The sequence below is a fragment of the Desulfitobacterium elongatum genome (assembly GCF_055378975.1).
The window spans coordinates 4763116-4785816 of record NZ_AP038772.1; the positions used below are offsets into that span (position 1 = coordinate 4763116).

Below are 22701 nucleotides of genomic sequence, written 5' to 3' on the forward strand. Positions count from 1 at the left end.
TCTTCCCTATATCCTATGGCGAATAATCAAAAACGGCATATAAATATAAAGAAAGCGCTTCCCTAAGGAGGGATAGCATGTATGACGTTGTAATTCCTGCTCACAACGAAGAAAAGAGCATTCTCGCCGTTTTGACAACAGTTCTCAGACTTCCCTTGAACCGAATTATCTTAGTTCTCAATGGGTGTACTGATAGAACCCTAGAGCTCACTCGCTCCATACCTGATCAACGCCTTCATACCATTTACTTTGCAGAACCCCTTGGGATTGATATTCCTCGTGCAGTCGGTGCTCTATATGCTCGTAGCCTAAATACCCAGGGTGTACTCTTTGTCGATGGAGATATGTCGGGAGATGTCTTTAATGGATTAACCAAACTCCTTTCTGCCCTTGATGAGGGTATCGATGTTGCCTTAACGAATTGCTATCCCTACATTACCGACCGAGCGACTCTCGCCAAACTTGTACTTCGATTCAGAGGAAATCTTAATAAAGAACTCGGTTATTTTCAGGCCCTTGGCAATGCAACCCCAACACACGGCCCCCATGCGCTATCCGTCAAGGCACTTTCTCTTCTTTCTCCTGAGTCCATCGCCATTCCCCCGCTCACTTTGGTCTATGCCAAGCGCTATGGACTTAGTGTTCGAGTTGCGACCTCAATTCGTCACCAAGACCTGAAATCGCCGCGCAAACATCGCCGACATGCTCGTATGATCGCAGAGACCATCATTGGGGACTGCGTGATGGGGATCACTCTAGCGAACAATGAATCTGTGACACGGTCTTTGGGGAAGCATGCGATGTTAGGCTACCATCCTGAGCGACGCTTTGATATCCTTCAATTATGGGCAGAGGGGTTAGAAACTTCCTACTTGTACTGCGAACAGCATCTAATCATCCCCCGCGACGCTCCTCACTCCTGACTTGTCTATTTTTATACAAACCATCTCTTCACACTTTGTATAACCTTATATTCCTGATATAATGTTAGAAAAAAGCCTGTCAGTTTAAATACCCTGACAGGCTTTCAATCTTTTAATTAATCATCAAATAATTATTCCTTCAAAGACATTTTGAGAGATGGTGTTAATCCTTGAGCCAAAAACGAATTTCTGAAATAGACGTCCTCCGTACCTTAGCCCTTGCGTTAATGATCTTATACCATTTCATTTACGACTTAGATGAATGGACCAGCCTCCCCATTGATGTCGATACATTCTTTTGGTTTTGGGTCGGGAAAATTTCCGCTCTTCTCTTTATTTTTTTGTCCGGCGTAAGCAGCGGTTTAAGCAAACGACCTGTAAAGAACGGCATCAAGGTTTTACTCTGGGGCCTTGTCATCACGTTGGTCACTGGAATCGCTCTACCTGAGGAATATGTGCGTTTCGGGATCCTTCACTTTTTAGGCACGATGATGCTCATCTATCCCCTACTAAAGCGTCTTCCAGACTTTGTCCTACTCTTTTCTGCTGTCCTAGCTATCGGATTAGGATTTTTATTTTCGAGTCAAGTTGTCCATACAGTTGGCTTTCTTCCTCTTGGATTAACCTATCCCGGATTTAAAACAATGGACTATTACCCTTTATTCCCCTATTGTGGAGTCACCCTCTTGGGAATCCTATTCTATCGCCATCGCCTTGCAAAGCCTAACATCGATATGACGCATAGCATCCCTTCACCTTCTCATAAAGGATCCTTGCTCAGCAGCCCCATTTTCCAGACCATAAGCCGTCACTCCCTGGGAATTTATCTTGTCCATCAACCTCTACTTCTTCTCATTATCCTAAGCCTAAATAAGTTACTTAGCTAAACTCCCCTGTGCCAGATTGCGTCGCCAGAGGAGTAAACGTATAATTAGCGTCTTCTTCCAATCAACCATACAGCCAGTCCGGTTAGACCCAGAACAAGCGCACCATTCGTCAGAGTAATATATTCTTTGGGGGCAGCGGTATATAAACTGATCAGTCCAAAGACGATAAAGATCCAGGCAGAAATCCACTTTACTGTTCTCTCTGGAATTCTACGCCCGGCAACGACACCCACATAAATACCCAGAGCATCTGCGAGCATCATCCCTGTCGTAGTCCCAAGTAAGGTAGCCAGAGGATTATCATACTTAGCTGCTAAAGCTACCGTCGCTAACTGAGTCTTATCCCCCATTTCAGCGATGAAAAACGCAATTGCCACTGTGACGATGGGGCCGACTACCATTTTTCGTTTATGCTCGTTATTTAAGGTATCTCCTCGAATCGTCCAAAGACCAAACAAGATGAAAGATGCTGCTGCTACAAGCTGAACCATCTGGAGATTTAGTGTTCCTCCGAGAACAGTTCCGACTGCAACTGCCAAAGCATGATTTAACACCGTTGCAATGAGTACACCCCAAAGTACAGCTTTCGCCGGAAATCGTGTAGCAAAGGCCATTGCGAGAAGCTGAGTTTTGTCTCCCATCTCTGCAAGTACTACCATAAGCGTTGCTCCTAAATAAATCCACATTCTAGAATACCACTCCCTCATTTATCCTTCAAAGTTATTCCATTCATTGCGAGTCCCCTCAGCAAGAGATCTCTCCGTTCACAGTTTTCCCCTGCCGAAGGATGTTAGCCATAGACACAAAAAATAGAGACCTTTAACACAGCTAAATCCTTAAAAAAAGGTTAACTGCGTTAAAGGTCTCGCTATTGGTTCATCCAATGTGAAGCCAGGAAAAAAATTTCCAGTATGTTGACTTCACCTGCATTTCGTATGCCAGCTACTCCCCTTCAACCTTTATATAGTTTAGTCAAAAGTCTCCCACTTTGTCAAGAGCTATCAGTACTTTTGATGGATTACTGTACTCCTAAAGGCCTATTTTCTATACCCTAAATTTGCTTAGTACCTTTTCCAATTCCTCCGCCATACTTGCCAAGACTTGGCTCGATGAAGCGATTTCTTCGACTGAAGCGGATTGCTCTTCTGTCGAGGCAGATACACTTTGAGTCTGTTCGGCAATAACCTGGCTAATCTCATCTACCTCATGAACGGAGCGAACAATTCGTTCATTTCCTTGAGATATCTGTTCAATTTCCCGAGAAATTCCACGGACTTGGTCAGTCACTTCTTGAATATGCTGGGCAATCTTTTCGAAGGCTACTCCAGCCTGATGAACGACTTCTGCCCCCATTTCAACCTCACGCGTACCATCCTTCATGGAATCTACAGCCTTACCAGTATCACTTTGTATCTCCGTGATGAGACCCGAGATTTGCTTCGCTGCCTCTTGTGATTGCTCAGCAAGCTTTCTAACCTCTTCTGCAACCACAGCAAAGCCTCTCCCTTGTTCTCCTGCTCGAGCGGCCTCGATCGCAGCATTGAGCGCCAATAAATTAGTTTGCGCGGCAATTCCGGATATAGCTTCAACAATTTGACCGATCTCCTTAGAACGGTCGCCTAGTTGTTCGACCAAGCCTGCGCTAAGTTTTACGACTTCTTGAATATGATTCATCTGCTCGATCGTTTTCTTGATCGATTCCTGTCCAGTCGCTGTAGCCTGGGCGGTACTTTCAGCCGAACTCACTACATAACCGGTGTTCGTCAAGACTTGCTCCATCCCTGCAGACATTTGCTCGACTACAGCAGAAACGTCACTCACCGCGCTCATTTGTTTTTCCGTACCCTGAGCGACATCTGTGATTGCGGCAGCCACTTCGTTTGAAGCTTGCGCGGATTGTTCTGCTCCTGCAGTCAATTCTTGAGAGGAAGATGCCACTTGTTCAGAAGCAGTCGCAACCTGCTTTACCAACTGCGCTAAATTCTCTGTCATTAAATTGAAGGCCTGAGCCAGTTGGCCAATCTCATCCTTTGAGGTCACTTTTATCTTTTCGATCGCGAGATTTCCTAGTGCAACTTCTTTTGCACCTCGAGAAACTGCAAGGATCGGTTGAGCGATCCTTCGACTTATGATGAGCGCGAATATAATCACTGCAGCTAAACCAATCAAGATGACAAAGATGCCCTTTGTTATGTTCGCTTGCAACTGCCGCTTATAATCTTGTTCCTTAAGAAGAACATTCTTCTCTATATCATCAACCCAGTTTCCTGTCCCAACAACCCAATTGTAGGGTTTAAAGGCAAGGGTATACCCTCTTTTCGGCAAAGGCTCTGTCGTGTCTGGCTTCGCAAATTGATAATCTGTGAAGCCCCCACCCTCTTGCAATCCATTTTTTAAAAATTCTTTAACAAAGGCAACCCCATTGGGGTCTTTATCCTCGATGCGGCTTTTGCCTTCTTTATCGACGCGTCCAAGAAGAACGACATTCACGCCTTCAGTCGTGTCCACCCAAAAGTAATTCCCCTTATTAAAGCGAAGATTCCGAACGAGTTCAGCAGCCTCTTTTTTCGCCTCTATCTCTGTAATCAATCCTTTTTGCTGCTCATTGTATATCGATTGAACCAGACTAACCGCTGTCTCCACTTCAGACTTAATGGATCGGTCATATTCCGCATACAAGGTCTCTCTGTACTCATTGAGATTAGTTTGGACGAGAACACTTTGGTTATAAATGTTATATCCTCCGACGATGACTGCCATTAAGGTTGCTGTTAAAAGGAAAAATAGGATTAAACGATTCTTGATACTTTTCATGTCACAACTCCTTCACTCATTCGGATGAATCCCAGCATGTGCTTGTTCATCTACAATAATGATTAATAGCTTAATTTCCATCCTCTTATAAACAACTTCACTTAGATATTTTGGGGTTTACTTTAAGCAAAATAATGTATTAAAAGGATAACTTTAAGCAAGATAGTCCATTGAAATGGCTAAATAAATCGTGTAAACTTTAACAAGGAATGTAAATACTTGTATACTCTTACATTAAGAATTGTTTAACTTATAAGAACTTTAAAACAATATAACTCTATTATTTACTACTATTTGACAATTTGCAACATAAATATCGTAAAAGTAATATAAAAATCTTTATTACATGTATTGAAAGAATAGTCCGAATTATAATACAATTGCAAGTGACAACTATAATTCATCCTATGTATTCTCTGGAAAACGAAAAATAGATAGAAAAGAGGATTAGGGTATGGAGAATCGTTTTAAACAGTCCTTGCTGGATAAGGACACGCTTTCCGTCACTTGGGAGTTGGTTCCGGGGAGAGGTGCTCACGAGAAGGCCCAGGAAAATGCCTTAGTTGCTGCAGAACAAGCTGCTAAGGGAGGTAAAGTTCACGCACTTACCATTACGGACAATCCCGGTGGTAATCCGGCCATACTAGCGGATTACCTAGGCCAAGAGATTCTAAAATTGGGGATTGAACCTCTTGTCCACTTTACCTGTAAGGACAAAAATCGTAACCAAATGGAAAGTCAACTTTATGCTTTAGATCGGGCTAATGTCCGTAACCTGCTCGTCATGACTGGAGACTATACTGTTTCTGGTTTCAAAGGACGCCCCAAGCCTGTCTTTGACCTAGATCCCACCCATGCGGTTGAGCTCATTGCTCAGATGAATAAGGGGCTTGGAATTCCTGGACCAAAAGGAATGACCTACAATCAAAAGAGTGACTTTTTCGCTGGGGCAGCCGTTTCCCCCTTTAAAGCCACTGAAGCTGAACAGATGGTTCAATATTATAAATTAAAAAAGAAAGTAGCCAGTGGGGCTCAGTTTATTGTTACTCAACTTGGCTACGACGCTCGAAAGATTCATGAAGTCCTTCAGTTCATGAAACTTAACGACTTAAATGTCCCCCTCGTCGGGAATATCTATATTCTACCCTTTGGCGCTGCCAGGATTATGAATCAGAATCAGCTCCCAGGCTGCGTTGTCACCGATAAACTCCTCGCCGAGTTGGATAAAGAAAAGTCAGCTGAGGATAAGGGAGTAGGCGCTCGCCTGCTTCGAGCCGCCAAGATGTACGCTCTGATGAAAGGTATGGGCTTTGCTGGGGTGCATATCGGTGGTCATAACATTAAATATGAACAAGTCGAGTATGTCATTGAAAAAGGTGAGGAACTCAGTAAGGACTGGTTGTCTCTGGTTCCCGAATTCGATTATCCTATGCCTAATGGCTTCTATTATTACGAGAAGGATAATAAGACGGGGCTAAATACCACTACTCCAGTTAACCGAAAAAACTTCCCTCTCGATGCCCCTGTCGGCTTGAGTTTCACTGCCTTACGGCTTATGCATAGTCTTATTTTTACCCCGGGTAAAGCCTTCTTCCCTGTCATGCGGAGTATCTACAAATCGCGTAAGGATCCACGTAAGCATGGACTTGAGCATGTCATAAAAGTCATCTCAAATGACTGTAAAGACTGCGGCGACTGCGCACTTCTCGACCTGGCATATCTCTGTCCGATGTCCCAATGTCCTAAGAACCAACGTAATGGTGCCTGTGGCGGAAGTTATCAAGGTTGGTGTGAAGTCTACCCCAACCAAAAGCAATGTGTCTATGTTCGAGCTTACTCCCGTCTGAAGAAGTATGGGGAAGAAGGGCAACTCGATTCCTACCACATCCCCCCCGCCAACTGGGATCTCTATCAGACCTCCTCTTGGTCTAACTTCTACCTTGGGCGGGACCACTCTGCAGCGATTCTAGGAATTACCCCTCCGGAAGAAGAGGCTGCAGTTAAGAACACTGATGCACCGAAAAAGGATATAGCAAAATAAGCCTAAATCATAAATGAGTTCAACGAAGCATCCTTCAAATAATGAATCCTACAGATAAAGAGACCAGATAGTGACCTGGAAGAAACATAAAGCAACAAAAATAAATATCAACTCATTCTAACAGAAGAAAGAGAGAGATTAGAAGTTTATTATAGCTTCTAATCTCTCTCTCTTTTCATTCAACCAATGACAACACTATTATTGCTCCTCGTATAATAATATTTGTTCCTAGCTCCTCGAGTCCTTTAGATTGGAACGGGGAGCTTTTAAATTGAACCCGTTTCAACTGGAAATTCCCTTAAGCAATAAGGTGCGCGCAGTATAACGCATACCCCATGCAGTCGTCGAAGGTGTGTGGGGCGTGCCGTTGTGGGAAAGCTCTTTTAACACTACCCCAAATTGCTTTTCCACATTAAGGCACACACGCATGCCTTACTTTAAGATTCTTAATCTCAGAAAAGTATTTAATTTTGCTGGCTTTACAGGCACAATGAAACCGTAAGGTTACATTCTGGGAAGGTATTTTACTCCTTGAGGCTTGACCTCTTGAAAAGTCTGACCCCCAGCCCACATCTTGAGCTTTTAACGCGAAGGTTGCGCAACTTGATGGTCCTCCTTTCGATAGTAGCAGGTCGTCTGGATCAAAGGTTCCTACAAGAAAGTGCTGATTCGGCGAGGTTGTTGAACGGTTGTGGTGCCTGGTGCCCAGCAGTAATTTTTACATACTTCCACTAGAAAGGGAGGTGATTTCTATGAGTTTATTTGTTGGCATTGATGTCAGTTCTAAAGATTTTAAAGTAAAAGTGATGAATGATCGGGGCGATGAAGTTTCCAAGCGTTTTCATGCTTCTAATGATCGTTTAGGTGTCGAATCTCTGGCTTCATACTTAGTTAATGCTTGTAAGACTAATTCCGAAGATCGCCTTGTTATTGGTATGGAGGCTACTTCTGTCTACAGCTGGCATATCCAGATGTTTTTGGCCGAAGAACCAAGCATCGCTCCCTTTAACCCACAAATCTATTCTTTTAATCCTAAAATCGTGAGCAAGTTTAAAGAATCCTATTTGGATTTGCCTAAGAACGATTGGGTTGATGCTTGGATTATTGCAGATCGTTTAAGATTTGGACGTCTTCCGGAGAATTGCCAAGTTGATTTTCGTTTCTTACCCCTTCAGAGATTAACCCGCTTTCGCTGTCACTTAGTAGAAACTATTACCCGGGAGAAAAATTACTTCTTAACGAACTTGTTTTTAAAATTTAGTACTTTAGCTCAAGGCGAGGTCTTTAGCAACACTTTTGGGGCTACTTCTGAATCCCTTATTCTTGAATTTTTCTCTCCTGAGGAAATTGCGGCTCGACCGCTTGATGAATTAATTGAGTTCCTCGTGGACAAAGGGAAAAGCAAGTTTAAGGATCCAGAAGGGACTGCTACTGCACTTAAGGAAGCAGCACGCAAAGCACATCGTCTTCGGGGTAATTTACTTCAACCCCTAAATCTGATTCTAGCGACAAGCTTCGAAACCATTAGAACGTTACAACTCCAACTCAAGAAAATTGATAAGGCAATTGAAGCTGAGCTTGAACATTTTCCTAACACCCTCACTTCTATTCCAGGTGTTGGTCCAGTCTTTACTGCTGGTATTATTGCTGAAATTGCTGATATTCGGCGCTTCCCTAATGAAGCTGCTTTAGCTAAATATGCAGGTCTAACTTGGAAAACTCATCAATCGGGTGATTTTACAGCCGATGACACCCCTTTAAGCAACTCTGGTAACCGCTACCTCCGGTCTTATTTTGTCCAAGCAGCTAATATGGTTCGGTTGAACGAGCCAGAGTACAAAGCTTTCTACTCTCGTAAATTCAATGAAAGTAAAACCCATCATCATCGCCGTGCTTTAGTGCTCACTGCACGTAAACTCGTACGTATGGTTGATGCTCTGCTACGCACTAACCAAATCTACCAGCCGAAAGGTAATTGGGGGTGAGAGCGATTCAATAGTCCAAAAGTCTAAATCCCATTTTTGTAACTTGTTTCCATATCGCTTTGGAAATGGGTAGATTTTTTATTGCCTTTTTTAGGACAACTGGCTACTAGAAAAGTTTGACCATATATTTTATGGTCTTGACATATTACCGAAGGACTTTTCAACCCCTGCTGATTATCTAGCGTTTAGGTATGCTTCTGTCACGGCTTGAAATTCTTCGATGCTTAACGTCTCCGCTCTCCTTTGCTCATCGATCCCCGCTTGGCCTAAGATCTGGCTAACGATCTTCTTATCCATACTTAAGCCTCCGGACAAAGAATTTCCTAACGTCTTTCGACGTTGGCTAAAAGAAGCCTTCACGACACGAAAGAAGTCCTTTTCTTGTACCCTAAACCCCGGATAGGGTCGTAGATGGAATCGGACCACTGCAGAGGTCACTTTAGGCGCAGGCCAAAAGGCCTTTGGGGGAACCTCCATTATCTTTTCAGGTTGCGCAGAAAGCTGGGTAGCAATCGATAAAATTCCGTAATCCTTTCCTCCGGGTTTCGCCACTAGACGATCTGCCACTTCCTTTTGAACCATGACAATCATGCTCTGAAGAGATTCTTTCTGCTCTAGAAAATGCATAAGAAGCGGACTCGTTATGTAATAGGGAAGATTTCCTACAAGTACCCCTTTATTCTCTCCCCAGATTTCACGAAGGTCGAGCTTGAGTGCATCCATGTTAAGAATTTCAACGGGTAATCCCTGAAGCTCCCGATGAAGTAGCGCTAATTTAGCACGATCAAGTTCTATTGCCCAGACCTTCTGGGCTTCTGTTGCTAGAACCCGAGTCAGGACTCCCAGGCCTGGGCCGATTTCAACTACAGGAACCGCGGGATCCTTGATACTCGCGGCCACAATCTCCTGAATGACTCTGTCATCCGTTAAAAAGTTTTGCCCTAATGCTTTATGTGCCTTTGCGCCTCCCTTTAAGAGACGACGCGTATAGTCAAATGCGTTCTCCATGAATGACCTCCCTGACCGCTTGCTCAAATTCCGTCCGTGAAATCCCAAAGCGATTTAAGCGTTGTAAGAACTTTTTGGCATTCGTATCCCCTATACCAAGGATACGACCCACCGCCAAACGCCTTTCTGTGGAATTCGGATATCCGGTTAATCCTGCCTCGAATAAATCATTTGAATTGAAAACCTCAGTCACTTTGTTCTGCTCTACCCAATACTGTCCTGATGGATTAGGGTCTGCTAGGATATGTTCAAAGGCACGACGGATATCCTCTGGACATGCATTTTCTACGCCGATATCATCATCCTTTTTAGAACGGGCATCTTTCTTTGAGATATACACATGCTTAACTTCTGGAACGTGACGCTGAATCCTTTCCCGTATTTGTTCTCCTACGGAATCAGGGTCTGTAAATACAATGACTCCACGACGTTTTGCCATCTCCGAGATAGTGTTAAGTTTTTCCTGAGTTAAGCCATATCCTTCAGTCCATAGGACATCAACCTCACCTAAGGCTCTACGCACTGCATGTGCGTCATTTTTCCCCTCAACAATAATTAATTCCTCAATCATTATCTAAAAGTCCTCTCTTCTTCTTTCAACCCCTATCTTATCTTACCCTAACCAATTTCACAAATCATCATACGAAGTCAAAGAGCAGGGGATTTACCCCTGCTCATACATGCATCTGCGTTATTGCTTATTCTTATTGGTCCCATACGTTTTAATTAAGCTATCCCAAATCGCAGGATCTTCCATTCCTAATCTCCATATGGCTACGCCGTGAAGTTTATGTTCCTTAGCATACTCCATCTTAGGCTGTAAGCTCTTGCTATTTTCAAAGTATACCTCGTGCCGGACACCATTTGCAGTGTAGGTAAAGTTAGGAACCTTATGTTCCTCATCGAATCCAACTTCAACTCCATGCTTCTTTGCGCGATCCATGCTTTGCGCGAAGGAAAGATAATCTGGCATGGTTGGTTTGTTGGAACCCCAGTCGAAGGAATAAACGGGGAGACCCATTACAATCTTTTCTTTTGGAATTTTACTTACCGCATAGGCGATGACTTTATTAACCCAAGCATGAGAGGCGATTGGACCTTGGGTAGTCCCTAATCCATGTTCATCATAGGTCATTAAAACAACTTGGTCTGAACTTTTTCCAATTGCCGCATAGTCATAGGCACCTGACCAAAGATCTGAGGGATAATCGATAAACTTAGCCGGAATAGAAACATTTAAAACCTTATCCTTGGCCTTTAAAGCTTTGTGAAGTTCATCGAGGAAAGCACTAAAGTTATTTCGATCTCCAGGAGGCGTTTTTTCGATATCAACTGCGATTCCATCCCATTTCTCATTCAGAGTCAAATTAACTAGGTTATTAACAAAAGTGGATCGAATTTGAGGATTTGCTAAGACTTTATGCGCTAGATTTGCATCGAAGAGCCCACCTCGCATGTTATGAATCAGCGCATAGGCCTTAGCTCCATTTTTCTGAGCAGCATCCTTAATGCTTAAATCTTTTTTTCCTGATGTAACTATTTTCCCAGTGTCATCAAAGGTGTACCAGAAAAAAGATACTTCATCGAGAGCTTTGATATTTTTCATCATCGAATCTTTGGATCCTGGCGTAGGGCCTTCTGGGTCAGTATAAAAGCCCATTACGACACGTTTCTCAGCACCCAGGACATCTTGACGTGTCTCTGCTTCCGCTTTTGGTGGCTCCCCATTCTCAGAGGTCATTGGACTTGGTGGTGTCGGTGTAGTTGGTGGTTGAGCAGGATTACAACCAACTAAGTTTAGACTAAGTACCAAAACAGCGATTAAACTAAAAGTCAGAAACCGCTTCATTCTGAAATCAACTCCTTCATCTTGATTCGGTCACCTGACTTTATTGTCCCCTCTTCAATTATCCTTATGTATATTGATAAATCCACTATTTGGTATGACTTATTTAGTATAATTCGGCCAAAAATGTACGAAGTTTTTTCTAACATCTTTCTGATCTAATTGTTATTACCCTTTAATTTTAAGGTTCTTAATAGTTTGATCTATTCCTAAAAAAAATATCACCCTTTCCTTGAGAATGAAAAGAAGTTTAAGGAAGTCCAAAATAGTTAGCAATTCCCTTCGCAACAGCATGAGCTAACTGATCCTGATACCAGGACTCTTGAAGTTTTTTTTGTTCTTTAGGGTTACTAAGGTACCCTAACTCAACAATCACCGTAGGCATAGGGGAATTGTTAATAATATAGAAATCTCCAGGTTTAGCAATGCGTCGATTCATTCCGGGGACCTTAACTAATTCTTGTTGTATGGTTTCAGCCAAAATCTTCCCTTCATTTGATTTGAAATGATAAAACGTTTCTGCTCCAGAGTTTAATCCTGTCACTGTCGCATTAAGATGCAGACTAATAAACGCATCTACCTTAGCCTGCGTAGCCATAAAAATACGATAATTCAAATCCGCCTGTTTTTTGGTGTGTTTCCCCTGAGCCCCTTCAGGGACATAATCTTCATCCTCATCTCGCGTTAAGATTACATTGATGCCACAAGGTTTTAACAGCTCTTGAACCCGTTTAGCCATTTCTAGATTGATTTCCTTTTCGTAGACTCCTTGTTTTGTGATAGCTCCTGGATCATACCCCCCATGGCCGGCATCAATGACCACACTATATTTCGTATTCAGTTGACTAACGACCGCCGCCGAAGCCTGATAGAATACTGATAAGATCAGGCCTGTCATCACGGTTAAAACGATTAAAACCGCCATTCCTTTTATATTCTTTCCGGGAATCACTACTGGTCTTCGCAATCCGCTCCCTCCTTGCATTCGCTATTAATGATTATGATGCTTTAAAGTAAAAAATGAGGTTCTTCGAAATTTCGAAGAACCTCATTTTAGTAATAACAGATTTATTCTAATCCCATCTCCATTTGAACACTTTCATGCTCAAATCTTCTAATAAGAAAAGTGTGTAGGTCACCTTATCTAAAAAATTGATCTTTCATGGGCTAGACTTTATTTTACATAAACAATAACTGAGCGAACCCCCCACGACTGGGCCGCTTCTTCAGAATTCATATATAAATCAATCCGGTTACCTTTTATCGCACCACCAGTATCTAATGCGACTGCCTCACCATATCCGTCTACATAGAGCTGAGTTCCTAAAGAAATAACTTTTGGATCTACAGCGATAACTCCCCAATGAACATCATGACCCGTAGCTGTCATGCCTCCACCTGAATATGCGCTTGCCCTCATCAAATAAGCTCGTTTGAATTGAATCGTTTGGCCACCGCGCGATATTGTGGTCAGTGCCCCACGAGAAACCACCTGATTAACTGGAGCCCTAAGAACCTGTTGCTGTAAGACCAGCCGCTCGGCTTCTTTACCATCTTCAAACGTAACTTTTACGACTTGCTCGTGTTCACCATTCGCCCCTTTTTTCACGACACGATCAGGTAAACCTACTGGAAAATCTGCTGGCTGTGCAACAATCTGATAGGGGATCTCACTCTTTACATTTTCAATCTTCTCAGTGACTCGAACAACCTGAATCTGATCATCTGCCTTAATCATTTGATCGAGTGGTAATGATACTTTATCCTTCTCATTCAGGACGACTTCTAGCTTTTTAAGGGCTTCCTCCACTGTACGTGGTGCTAAATAAGTATCTAATTCTTTTCCATCAACCTTAACCTTTATGGGCACAGCCCGCTGTACATTAAGTTCCGCATCTGCAACAATTGCTTCCTTCCGATCGAGGTTTACCTCATCCGTTTCTTTGAGGTCTAACCCTAAACGGTTTGACAAATCTTGAATTGCTTCTCCTACTGTCGGGGCAGGAGTGCGGGTATTATACGTCTGTCCGTCAACCGTTAGCTTAACCGGCATACTTCTTGTGATCTTAATCTCGAGATCCTTGCTCACAAGTGTCGTACGATCCGGTTCCACGATATCTTCTGGGAATATTCCTAACCGGGAGTGTTTAAGAGCTCCACCCACTGTTGAATCGATGGTTGTGAGGCGTGTCTTTTTTCCATCGACATCAACTTGTATCGTTTTGGCTTTGAATAAAAGTACTGATGCTACAACTAAAACTACAGTCAGTAAAGCAACGGAGATTTGGGCTTTACGGGAGCTACGAACTAGGGAAAAGACCTCAGTTCGTGTCTTCTCTATCATCTCATCCCTCCATAATTTGACTCTGACCTACAACTCCATTCTACCTAATTTGTGGTCAGTTGTCAAAAATATATGGAATTATTTTACATCTAGGATATAAATTTGAACCGGCCTCCTCCCCCAATCTAAACATCTCTGCAAACTAGGGAAAAAAACGTCGATAATATTTCCTTTAATTGCACCTCCAGTATCTGCAGCAACAGCATACCCGTATCCTTCCACATAGACCTGGGTACCCAAAGGAATCACTCGGGGATCAACTGCGATAAGCCCTTCTCGCGGATATACCCCAGTAGCTGTTGGGTTACCTGTATGCGTGTATGCTGTTGCTTCCACGGTAAATGTACTCTTCACGTTTAATTTGCTTATATCCATTGCCGCTGTTTCAATCTTGACTGGTTTTGTATTCTGCATGACCACTCTTTTCTTAGGAGCATCGCGGAAAAATTGATGAATAGTTCGTTCATCATCGATTTCTCCACCCACATAGGTGGTGCGAATGACCCGCCGTTCCACTCCTTTTTGACCTTGCTCCCCTACTTTGCTCATTCCAGGGGCTAATTGATCGGTCTCGATATACTCTGTGGTCACTGGAATCTCCACATCTTCTATCCGGTAGGTCACTGCAACATTTCCACTTAGCCCTGGAAGCACGGGGTCTGTATTAGTGCTTTCTGAAGTTAAGGGACTCTCTGTAGATAAGGAACCCTCTAAACCATTAGGGATATCCGGACTTATTATCGTATCTGGACTTGTGCTTTCAAATATAGGTAGCCTTAACTCTGTGCGTTCAAAAAGTTTATCGGCTGGGACATAAGTTAAAGTACTTCCTGCCAAAAGTAAGGTACCCCCTACAGTCAGACTCCGGTTCTTAGCTGAACGCCAATAGTCCGTGTACGTGGCGATAGGTAATGAATACATACTCTCCCCCCTTATCTCTAAAAATATGAGTGGGACAAGCAAAATAGAACTCTCTAGCAACCGGGAAAAAATGATAAGTTGCCACATAAAAAGAAAACCCTCGACGATTACGTGTCGAAGATTTTCTTATGAAAAAAATAATCTAAACTTTTCTCTAATGCAAACCAAACAAAGTATTCGCATTTCTAAACGCCTGCTCAGCTACTTCTTGGAAATCTAAATTGCGAATCTCTGCGATACGAGCGGCAACCTCGCGAACATAGGTGGGCTCATTTCTCTTCCCTCGATAAGGTTCAGGCGTCAAGTAAGGCGAATCCGTCTCGATCATGAACCGATCAAAGGGTACATTCTTAGCAACTTCTACCGTGTGACGGGCATTCTTATAAGTTAGCGGGCCAGCGAAGGAAAGGTAAAATCCAAGATTAAGGAGAATCTTGGCCATCTCCCAAGAACCAGAATAACAATGAAATACCCCGCCATGTTTCGGCTTATGTTCCTTCACTATTTTTAAGATATCCTCATGAGCATCCCGATTATGGATAATAATCGGAAGCCCTGTTTGATCAGCCAACTCAATCTGCTGGAGAAAAACTTCCTTTTGTACCGGACGAGGGGATAAATCCCGATAATAATCCAGTCCGATTTCTCCCCAGCCAATGACTTTCTTATCTTTAGCCATCTCGATTAACCGCTCCCAAGTCTCAAGTCCAGCAGACTCTGCATCATGCGGGTGGACTCCCACCGCTGCGTAGATATGTTCAAATTGATGAGCAAGATGCAAGGAGCGTTGTGATGAAGGAAGATCATACCCTACATTAAGGACCCGAGAAATCTGAGCTTGTTTCATATTTTCTAGGACCTGCTCAAAATCCCCCTTATACCGGTCGTCGTCAAGATGTGCGTGTGTATCCCAGATCATTTTACCCGTGCTCCTGCCGCGATTTCCTTATCCAGCGAAAGTACTTCGAGTACCGTCCCGTGAGAAGCTGCTAGAATCATGCCTTCTGACATAATTCCACGGAGCTTTACCGGTTTCAGATTTGCTACAATGACGACGTATTTCCCGATTAACTCTTCAGGAGCATAATGTTGCGCTATACCGGAAACGATGGTACGTGGTTTCCCTGCAACCTCGATCTCAAGCTTTAAGAGTTTATCAGCTTTTTGAACTTTCTCAGCAGCCAGAACCTTGGCCACGCGGAGATCAATCTTTGCAAAGTCATCCATTGTAATTTCATCCTTAATGGGTTCGAATTCTGCTTTAGCCTCTTGAGCAGGGGCTTCCGTATTTATCAGTTCATCTGGAGCTTTGCCCTCGACTTGATTGGGGGCTTGTGCTATGGTTTCATTCACTTTTTCGGTTGTATTTATTTCATTCACAGTCTTCTTACTCTCCTGTTCTAAATCGTATTGAGATAGATCCACTCTGGGGAATAAAGGTTCTCCTTTTTCCACTTGGATGCCTGGTTCTAAAATATCCCATCGGCTTGCATCTTCCCAGCGTATAAATCCCTCTTCCACACCTAGAAGCCGAACAATCTTACCTGGCAGCTTCGGCATGAAGGGCGCAGATAAAATCGCGAGGATTCGGATGGCCTCAGCAAACGTATGGAGTACCGTATCCAGACGAGCCTGTTCCCCCTCTTGCTTTGCTAGTGCCCAAGGTGCAGTTTCATCGACATATTTATTCAGTCGGGAGACAAACCTCCAAAGGTTTTCTAAAGCCCCCGCGGGATCATGTGCCTCAAGGCGTTCTTCGACTTGAGCCTTGACTTCCTGACACAGTGTTTTTAGCTCTGCTTCTAAAGCAGTATCTTCACTGGCCTGCGGGACAATCCCTCCGCGGTATTTAACGATCATTGCTAAGCTCCGAGAGACGAAATTCCCCAAGTCATTCGCTAAATCACTATTGAGACGATCCACAAGGTTATCTTCAGAGTACGTCCCATCTGTTCCTACCTGCATCTCACGCAGGAGAAAATAGCGAATCGCATCTGAGCCATAGCGCTTAATCAGTTCAAAAGAGTCCTGGACATTTCCTCGTGATTTGGAGATTTTTCCCCCTTCTTTGCTGAGGAACCAGCCATGACCATACACCACTTTAGGTAAGGGAATCCCCGAAGCAATAAGAATAATCGGCCAAATAACCGCATGGAAGCGAACGATGTCTTTGCCCATCAAGTGAACCTCTGCTGGCCAGTACTTATGATATAACTCCCCATCCGGATAGCCTAAGGCGGAAATATAGTTAATCAAAGCATCCAGCCAAACATATACTACATGCTTTGGATCGAAGGGAACTTGAATTCCCCATTGGAACGTTGTCCGAGAAACACAGAGATCTTCTAGCCCACCCTCAATGAACTTCACCATTTCATTACGACGGGAAACGGGCTGAATAAACTCCGGGTTTTCTTTGATATAGTTTAAAAGAACATCCTGATATTTGGAAAGCTTGAAAAAATAACTTTCCTCTTTTAAAAGCTCCACTTCACGTCCACAATCCGGATTCGGACACTTCCCATCGATAAGTTTATTCTCCGTCCAAAACGTCTCACAGGGCGTACAATACCAACCTTCATATTCTGATTTATAAATATCCCCTTGCTCATAAAGCTTCGTAAAGATTCCCTTGACTACCTTATGGTGCCGCTCTTCAGTTGTCCTGATAAAATCATCATTTGAAATATCAAGCTCGTCCCATAAAGCCTTGAATCGTTCCACTACTCCGTCTACATACGCTTTAGGGTCCAAACCTTTTCCTTCTGCAGTCTGAACGATCTTCTGGGCGTTTTCATCGGTACCCGTAAGAAAGTAGACGTCATCGCCCCTCATACGGTGGTAACGTGCAAAGGCATCTGCGGCAACCGTCGTATATGCGGTACCTATATGGGGGCTCGCATTCGGATAAAAGATAGGTGTCGTTATATAGTACTTCAAAGCATATCGTCCTCTCTTCTAGATGCATTTAATGGCACATTTTTGAGCAGTGTGCCCAAAACATAATTATTTTATTCCTTAACTATGAATTTTTCCAGTAAAATCCGCAAAAAAATACCATTTTCAAGGAAAAAATAGTTGACTTTAAATGGAATGATTGGTATCATAAGGGTGTTACATCCTGTCGAAAGATGTAGTAAAGAGGAGGTCTAGTGATGAAATCAACTGGAATCGTGAGAAAAGTAGATGAACTAGGACGTGTGGTATTACCGATCGAACTACGCAGAACCTTAGGAATTGACGAAAAGGATGCTTTAGAAATCTACGTCGACCAAGAGAAGATTATCCTTAAAAAGTACGAGCCAGCTTGTGTTTTTTGTGGTAATGCGAGCGAAGTTCAAGTGTTCCGTGGAAAAAACGTTTGCCGTGAATGTGCAACCGCCATGGGCGAATCTGTTTCTACCAGCAATGACCAATCAGAAGCCGTTTAAAGAAAGCTTAAAACACATAACAACCCTAAGAGATTAAAAGGCTACATAAAAGAAGGCGAAAAGCCTTCTTTTTTTATTCTTCTTTATCCTTCTTTCTCAGAAAGGACTGCCTGATAAATCTCCCTTTTACTCACCCCATACTTTTTCCCAACGTGCTTCATTGCATCATTCGGCTTTTCTCCTTGTTGGATGAGTTCCTGCACCTCTTGTCTCCATTCCTCAGCTCCTCCCGTAGGGAGAGTCGCGATATAGGGAGCAGTAAGCAGACAAATCTCTCCTCGTGGTGAGTTCAAGCGAAACTCCTCAAGGAGTTGCTGCAAGGTCCCTTTATGGACGTTCTGATGCAGCTTTGTAATCTCCCTCACCACAGCAGCATCACGATCCCCAAAGACCTCCAAAAGATCTTCCAAGGTGTCCACCAAGCGATGAGGCCCCTCATAAAAGATCTGTGTAAAGGTCAGTTGGGCGTAATTCGCTAATTCCTTTTTACGTGTTCCTGAATGTGAAGGTAAAAAGCCATGAAATAAGAAATGTTCATTCGGCATGCCCGATAAAACCAGGGCAGTCAAACCAGCATTGGCGCCCGGTAAGACATCCACTGGAATTCCTTCATCCGAACACAGCTGAATGATTTCCTTGCCCGGATCTGATATCCCAGGCATTCCGGCATCTGAAATCAGGGCCACCGAATCCCCATTTTGAAGTCTCTTCACAAGTTCCTGAGCTTTTCCCTTTTCATTATGTTCATGATAACTCGTTAGATGCGTCGTTATTCCAAAGTGATCCAGCAACTTTCGCGAATGGCGAGTATCCTCTGCTGCAATCAGATTCACCTCACGCAGTACCTCCAAAGCCCTCAAGGTTATATCTCCCAAATTCCCAATCGGAGTCGCACACACGTAAAGTGTCCCGTTCTGAACCGTAGCCAAAAAGACCTCTCCAATCTAACTTTAGTCTTTGCGTAGAAAACCCATGCAAAAGAGACAATCTCCCGCCTCCAGAGGCTGTCCGAAATGCAAGTGACAAACATGAAAGCCCTCTTTGTAAAGACGCTCTAAGTTGTCATGTGCAACCCCTTGAATCCGTTCCGCATTCGCAATAACTCGCTCTGTTTCCAGTTCAGGAAGTGCACAGAGCTCCCGTTTTAACCTGGCATTTTCTTCTTCCAGGCTTGTCACATAAGGTCGCAAACGCCTCACCTCTTCGAGTAAGGAGTTTAGCTTTTCCTCGACTTCAGTTAAGGCCTGGGTTAACTGACTCATACCTTCTCACTCTTTCCTTTATACTTTTCCCCTTTCCTATGACGTGCCTCATGACGTCCTTTCCCAGCAACAGGAACTTCTTGGTTTAACGAGGATTCAGCTCCGTTTTCCGAACTCTCGGCCTTATCTTCACCGTGTTCTTTACAATTTCCCCTACAGTTTTCTCTACAATGCACTCTATTCTCTTCATCGTAAGCGCTATTTTCATACTTAAGACAACACATTAAGCGTCCACAGATTCCTGAGATTTTGGTCGGATTAAGAGAAAGCTTTTGATCCTTAGCCATTCGAATTGATACCGGTTCAAAGTCTCCTAAAAAGCTCGAACAGCATAGGATTCGGCCACAGGAGCCAACTCCTCCCAGCATTTTTGCCTCGTCCCTGACTCCAATCTGACGAAGTTCGATCCGAGTACGAAATACAGAGGCTAGATCTTTAACGAGTTCACGGAAATCTACCCGTCCCTCGGCTGTAAATGAAAAAATAATCTTGTTGCCGTCAAACGTATATTCCACATCCACCAGCTTCATCGGCAGCTGATGGTCTATTATTTTCTTAAGACAAATCTGGAAGGCTTCCTTCTCCTTGATTCTATTTTCATCGACAACCCTTTCATCTTCAGTGCTTGCTTTTCGAATGACGGGTTTTAAAGGGAGAACGACTTCCTCTTCTTTTACCTGACGCGTCGGAATTACTAATTCCCCGAACTCCACTCCCCGCGCTGTTTCGACGATTACTTTATCGTTAACGCCGAGAGCAAGGTTCCCTGACGAAAAATAATAAATCTTACCTGCCCGCTTAAAGCGAACTCCCACGACCTCTACCATCTAATTTCCTCCTTGCCGGAATAATTCTAAGGCTAATACTTCTATTACCGATCTGGGGTTAGCCTGCACCTTGATTTGATCTATTGCCTTGCCAATCGCTAAGATCTCAACTGGGTTGATAGGCCCCCTCTTGTGATATGCTCTTTGAGCCAATACCTGGAGATAGACCACGGCTTCCTTCTTCTCAATCGGGAAAAGGGGGAAAAGCTTAAGAAAGTCGTGCTCATCCACCGCTTGGTGAAAAGCCTCAATCCACTCCTTTACCTTTTGGACACCTATTTTTAATATATCATGGGCCAATTCAGGATTCTGGTTACTTAACCGAAATGCCTCCCTGGCCTCTAACTGATCCATGGATTCTTCAAGAGTCTCTAACCATTCTGGCTCCCCAGTCACGGGGAAATATACAGCTTGTGCCCGGCTCTGAATCGTTGGCAAAAGTGCCTCTGCATTCTGTGCGCTTAAGATAATCAACGTTCTTTCCGGTGGTTCTTCAATGACTTTCAGCAACGCATTCGCTGCTGGGATCGTTAGACTATCCGCTTCTTCAAGGATGAAGACTTTATATTTTCCCTCGAAATGTTTACGGTATACTTGCTCTTGCCAATGGATAACCTGCTCTATCCTTATTGAGGACTTTAAAGGTTCAAGTATATTCACGTCCGGATGATTCCCTGAAGCAATTTTCTTACAGGATAAACATTCTTGACAGGGACCCTCTTTACGTGGAGAATAACAATTCAACACTTTTGCAAGCTGCAACCCCGCAGTTTGTCTCTCCGGGGCACTTCCCCCATGGAATAGGAGAAGATGCGTGAGCCGACCTTCTAGTGCTGCTTTCTCTAAAAGATGAAGTGATAGATTCACTTTATTCCTCCTCGATCACCCAAACCGTTCTTCCAGGATCTTCCCAGCCCTGCCAACGTCCTCTACGTGTCGCAAGCACCTCTAAAACCTCTGGGGTCATCTCTTCCCCCATGACGATAAGAGGGATACCGGGAGGATAGGGAGAAATACTCTCTCCCAAAACCTTACCTAAACTCTCCTTAAGAGGAACTCTTCGTTTATGTGCCAAAAAGGCACGACGAGGCGAAAGCCTCATGGGTGGTAGAGGGATTCTGTATCCTTCAAGCCAAGGCTGGTAACCTTCTTGATGGCGGGAATTCTCTCGAGTTAGAAATCCCTTATCCTTTTTAAATTCTCCCAAACTGAGAAGACCCTCAGTAAGAATTCGAACCTCTTCTGGAGTATTTCCAATTCCCAAGAGAAACAAAATATTTTCTTCATCCCATAGTTCAGGTTCCACTCGATATTTCTCCCGCAAATGCTCGACACATAGAGGAGCCGATACACCGAGAGAGCTTGTATTGACTAGAATTTTCGACCAATCGAGCTCACTAATCCCATATATTCCTTTGTCCTCAGGATTCAGGATACGAACGATACGGCCTGCGCGATAGTGTAAATCGTGAACGGCTTCATGAAGAAGCTCCCACCGTGTCGTTTCTAGAGCATATTCCACCGCTCTTTCCAAGGATGCCATCAACAAATAACTTGGACTAGACGATTGCAAAAGCTCAAGTGCTTGCCTTACTGCCGAAATCTGTACTCGGCCTCCCTGGACATGAAGCATTGCTGCCTGAGTTAAAGCACTCAAGGTTTTATGTGTACTATGCAAGACCAGATCCGCTCCCAGGTCTAAAGCTCCTGGCGGAAAGAGAGCATTTAAGTAATGTGAACCATGAGCTTGATCGACAAAAATACTCACCTGAGGTGCTATGCTATCCCGCTCTTCAACGAGCCGATGTAAATCGGGAAGACTTCCATAATACCCTGGATAGGTTAGATGAACCGCCTGAACTCGCTCCCATAAGGGAGATAATCCTTCAAGTTCTAACCCTAAAGGCAACTTAAACTCTGGATGAACGATTAAAGGAATATATTCAGGTTCTAATCCTGATAACACCAAGGCAGACATGACCGAACGATGGGACTGCCTTTCTATGAGAACCCTTTTCCTTAATCCCTTCGATGAGCTCGCCATCGAATTCGCCAAAGCCATGAACATGGCCTGGTTTCCAGCAGTTGCTCCGTTAATTAGGAAAAAACTCGCATCACTCTTAAACACTTCAGAAGCTCTTTCGAGCGCTTGTGCAATCACCCCTTCTGGGGCGTGCAACATATCTAATCCAGGGAGCTCCGTCAGATCCTGCTCAGGAAAATGAAGCCCCTCGAAAAACTCTCGTTTTCCTTTGTGACCAGGAGTGTGAAAGGAAATAAACCCCTGATTTTGATACTGAAGCAAACCTTCTCCCAAGGCTAGCAAAAAATCATCCCTCCAGCAAGCAAATGGTCAGAGGTATTTCCTATTATTATATCATAATATTTCCAAGGATTCATCTATTCGCATTT

Annotated in this window: 20 protein-coding genes and 1 riboswitch; of the genes, 5 read left to right on the forward strand and 15 right to left on the reverse strand. The window is 43.7% G+C overall.

Annotated features, from left to right (window positions below; all coding sequences use genetic code 11):
* Positions 1-77: 77 nt before the first annotated feature.
* On the forward strand, positions 78-923 hold the full coding sequence (locus ACZ42W_RS22395) for a glycosyltransferase (RefSeq protein WP_464167448.1): 846 nt from the start codon (positions 78-80) through the stop codon (positions 921-923).
* Positions 924-1093: 170 nt separating this feature from the next.
* Positions 1094-1810 carry a heparan-alpha-glucosaminide N-acetyltransferase gene (locus ACZ42W_RS22400; protein ID WP_464167449.1) on the forward strand — a complete coding sequence of 239 codons (717 nt, stop codon included), beginning with the start codon at positions 1094-1096 and terminating at the stop codon, positions 1808-1810.
* Positions 1811-1854: 44 nt separating this feature from the next.
* On the opposite strand, the gene ACZ42W_RS22405 is transcribed toward ACZ42W_RS22400, so the two are convergent.
* Both ACZ42W_RS22405 and ACZ42W_RS22410 read right to left on the reverse strand, forming a co-directional pair.
* The gene (locus tag ACZ42W_RS22405; RefSeq protein ID WP_464167450.1) at positions 1855-2496 is read right to left on the reverse strand and encodes a TMEM165/GDT1 family protein; all 642 of its coding nucleotides are present in this window, start codon (positions 2494-2496) and stop codon (positions 1855-1857) included.
* 98 nt (positions 2497-2594) lie between these two features.
* Positions 2595-2773, reverse strand: a riboswitch (yybP-ykoY riboswitch).
* An 81-nt stretch (positions 2774-2854) separates the two neighbouring features.
* Positions 2855-4624: a methyl-accepting chemotaxis protein gene (locus ACZ42W_RS22410; RefSeq protein WP_464167451.1), complete on the reverse strand. Its 1770-nt coding sequence runs from the start codon at positions 4622-4624 to the stop codon at positions 2855-2857.
* A 454-nt stretch (positions 4625-5078) separates the two neighbouring features.
* Between ACZ42W_RS22410 and ACZ42W_RS22415 the strand changes: the two genes are divergently transcribed.
* Both ACZ42W_RS22415 and ACZ42W_RS22420 read left to right on the forward strand, forming a co-directional pair.
* Positions 5079-6665 carry a methylenetetrahydrofolate reductase C-terminal domain-containing protein gene (locus ACZ42W_RS22415; RefSeq protein WP_464167452.1) on the forward strand — a complete coding sequence of 529 codons (1587 nt, stop codon included), beginning with the start codon at positions 5079-5081 and terminating at the stop codon, positions 6663-6665.
* A gap of 752 nt (positions 6666-7417) precedes the next feature.
* A complete protein-coding gene (locus ACZ42W_RS22420; protein WP_464166797.1) occupies positions 7418-8650 on the forward strand; it encodes an IS110 family RNA-guided transposase in 1233 nt (410 codons plus the stop codon).
* A 174-nt stretch (positions 8651-8824) separates the two neighbouring features.
* Here ACZ42W_RS22420 and rsmA read toward each other — a convergent pair whose 3' ends face one another.
* The 8 genes from rsmA to metG all read right to left on the reverse strand — a co-directional run bounded on the left by rsmA (position 8825) and on the right by metG (position 17709).
* Positions 8825-9658 (reverse strand): 16S rRNA (adenine(1518)-N(6)/adenine(1519)-N(6))-dimethyltransferase RsmA, encoded by an 834-nt coding sequence (rsmA, locus tag ACZ42W_RS22425; protein ID WP_464167453.1) that lies wholly within the window; start codon positions 9656-9658, stop codon positions 8825-8827.
* Positions 9642-10229 (reverse strand): ribonuclease M5, encoded by a 588-nt coding sequence (gene rnmV, locus ACZ42W_RS22430; protein WP_464167454.1) that lies wholly within the window; start codon positions 10227-10229, stop codon positions 9642-9644. Before rnmV ends, rsmA begins: the two co-directional genes overlap by 17 nt.
* 120 nt (positions 10230-10349) lie before the next feature.
* Positions 10350-11507 (reverse strand): glycosyl hydrolase family 18 protein, encoded by a 1158-nt coding sequence (locus ACZ42W_RS22435; protein WP_464167455.1) that lies wholly within the window; start codon positions 11505-11507, stop codon positions 10350-10352.
* A gap of 247 nt (positions 11508-11754) precedes the next feature.
* The gene (locus tag ACZ42W_RS22440; RefSeq protein ID WP_464167456.1) at positions 11755-12471 is read right to left on the reverse strand and encodes an N-acetylmuramoyl-L-alanine amidase family protein; all 717 of its coding nucleotides are present in this window, start codon (positions 12469-12471) and stop codon (positions 11755-11757) included.
* A 207-nt stretch (positions 12472-12678) separates the two neighbouring features.
* Entirely contained in the window at positions 12679-13848 is a 1170-nt protein-coding gene (locus tag ACZ42W_RS22445; RefSeq protein WP_464167457.1) for a ubiquitin-like domain-containing protein, read from the reverse strand.
* A gap of 78 nt (positions 13849-13926) precedes the next feature.
* Entirely contained in the window at positions 13927-14769 is an 843-nt protein-coding gene (locus ACZ42W_RS22450) for a G5 and 3D domain-containing protein (RefSeq protein ID WP_464167458.1), read from the reverse strand.
* Positions 14770-14923: 154 nt separating this feature from the next.
* A complete protein-coding gene (locus ACZ42W_RS22455) occupies positions 14924-15688 on the reverse strand; it encodes a TatD family hydrolase (protein ID WP_464167459.1) in 765 nt (254 codons plus the stop codon).
* Entirely contained in the window at positions 15685-17709 is a 2025-nt protein-coding gene (gene metG / locus ACZ42W_RS22460) for a methionine--tRNA ligase (protein WP_464167460.1), read from the reverse strand. The genes ACZ42W_RS22455 and metG overlap by 4 nt, the downstream gene beginning before the upstream one ends.
* Before the next feature lie 215 nt (positions 17710-17924).
* Between metG and ACZ42W_RS22465 the strand changes: the two genes are divergently transcribed.
* Complete coding sequence (locus tag ACZ42W_RS22465; RefSeq protein ID WP_464167461.1) at positions 17925-18200, forward strand: AbrB/MazE/SpoVT family DNA-binding domain-containing protein; 276 nt, start codon at positions 17925-17927, stop codon at positions 18198-18200.
* A gap of 83 nt (positions 18201-18283) precedes the next feature.
* Here ACZ42W_RS22465 and rsmI read toward each other — a convergent pair whose 3' ends face one another.
* The 5 genes from rsmI to ACZ42W_RS22490 are packed head-to-tail and all read right to left on the reverse strand — an operon-like array spanning position 18284 to position 22615.
* Positions 18284-19129 carry a 16S rRNA (cytidine(1402)-2'-O)-methyltransferase gene (gene rsmI / locus ACZ42W_RS22470; RefSeq protein WP_464167462.1) on the reverse strand — a complete coding sequence of 282 codons (846 nt, stop codon included), beginning with the start codon at positions 19127-19129 and terminating at the stop codon, positions 18284-18286.
* A gap of 21 nt (positions 19130-19150) precedes the next feature.
* A complete protein-coding gene (locus ACZ42W_RS22475) occupies positions 19151-19462 on the reverse strand; it encodes an initiation-control protein YabA (protein WP_464167463.1) in 312 nt (103 codons plus the stop codon).
* On the reverse strand, positions 19459-20289 hold the full coding sequence (locus ACZ42W_RS22480; protein ID WP_464167464.1) for a PSP1 domain-containing protein: 831 nt from the start codon (positions 20287-20289) through the stop codon (positions 19459-19461). Before ACZ42W_RS22480 ends, ACZ42W_RS22475 begins: the two co-directional genes overlap by 4 nt.
* Complete coding sequence (locus ACZ42W_RS22485; RefSeq protein ID WP_464167465.1) at positions 20290-21156, reverse strand: DNA polymerase III subunit; 867 nt, start codon at positions 21154-21156, stop codon at positions 20290-20292. It abuts the gene before it with no gap.
* Position 21157: 1 nt separating this feature from the next.
* Positions 21158-22615, reverse strand: a complete 1458-nt coding sequence (locus ACZ42W_RS22490; protein ID WP_464167466.1) for an aminotransferase class I/II-fold pyridoxal phosphate-dependent enzyme — start codon at positions 22613-22615, stop codon at positions 21158-21160.
* Between the last annotated feature and the right edge of the window lie 86 nt (positions 22616-22701).

Excerpts from the sequence above, each read along its gene's own strand:
- ACZ42W_RS22475 (WP_464167463.1), bottom strand. The coding sequence starts at position 19,462 with ATGAGTCAGTTAACCCAGGCCTTAACTGAAGTCGAGGAAAAGCTAAAC.
- ACZ42W_RS22420 (WP_464166797.1), top strand. The coding sequence starts at position 7,418 with ATGAGTTTATTTGTTGGCATTGATGTCAGTTCTAAAGATTTTAAAGTA.
- ACZ42W_RS22465 (WP_464167461.1), top strand. The coding sequence starts at position 17,925 with ATGAAATCAACTGGAATCGTGAGAAAAGTAGATGAACTAGGACGTGTG.
- ACZ42W_RS22405 (WP_464167450.1), bottom strand. The coding sequence starts at position 2,496 with ATGTGGATTTATTTAGGAGCAACGCTTATGGTAGTACTTGCAGAGATG.
- ACZ42W_RS22435 (WP_464167455.1), bottom strand. The coding sequence starts at position 11,507 with ATGAAGCGGTTTCTGACTTTTAGTTTAATCGCTGTTTTGGTACTTAGT.
- ACZ42W_RS22455 (WP_464167459.1), bottom strand. The coding sequence starts at position 15,688 with ATGATCTGGGATACACACGCACATCTTGACGACGACCGGTATAAGGGG.
- ACZ42W_RS22415 (WP_464167452.1), top strand. The coding sequence starts at position 5,079 with ATGGAGAATCGTTTTAAACAGTCCTTGCTGGATAAGGACACGCTTTCC.
- ACZ42W_RS22410 (WP_464167451.1), bottom strand. The coding sequence starts at position 4,624 with ATGAAAAGTATCAAGAATCGTTTAATCCTATTTTTCCTTTTAACAGCA.
- ACZ42W_RS22480 (WP_464167464.1), bottom strand. The coding sequence starts at position 20,289 with ATGGTAGAGGTCGTGGGAGTTCGCTTTAAGCGGGCAGGTAAGATTTAT.
- rnmV (WP_464167454.1), bottom strand. The coding sequence starts at position 10,229 with ATGATTGAGGAATTAATTATTGTTGAGGGGAAAAATGACGCACATGCA.
- rsmA (WP_464167453.1), bottom strand. The coding sequence starts at position 9,658 with ATGGAGAACGCATTTGACTATACGCGTCGTCTCTTAAAGGGAGGCGCA.
- ACZ42W_RS22450 (WP_464167458.1), bottom strand. The coding sequence starts at position 14,769 with ATGTATTCATTACCTATCGCCACGTACACGGACTATTGGCGTTCAGCT.
- ACZ42W_RS22395 (WP_464167448.1), top strand. The coding sequence starts at position 78 with ATGTATGACGTTGTAATTCCTGCTCACAACGAAGAAAAGAGCATTCTC.
- ACZ42W_RS22445 (WP_464167457.1), bottom strand. The coding sequence starts at position 13,848 with ATGATAGAGAAGACACGAACTGAGGTCTTTTCCCTAGTTCGTAGCTCC.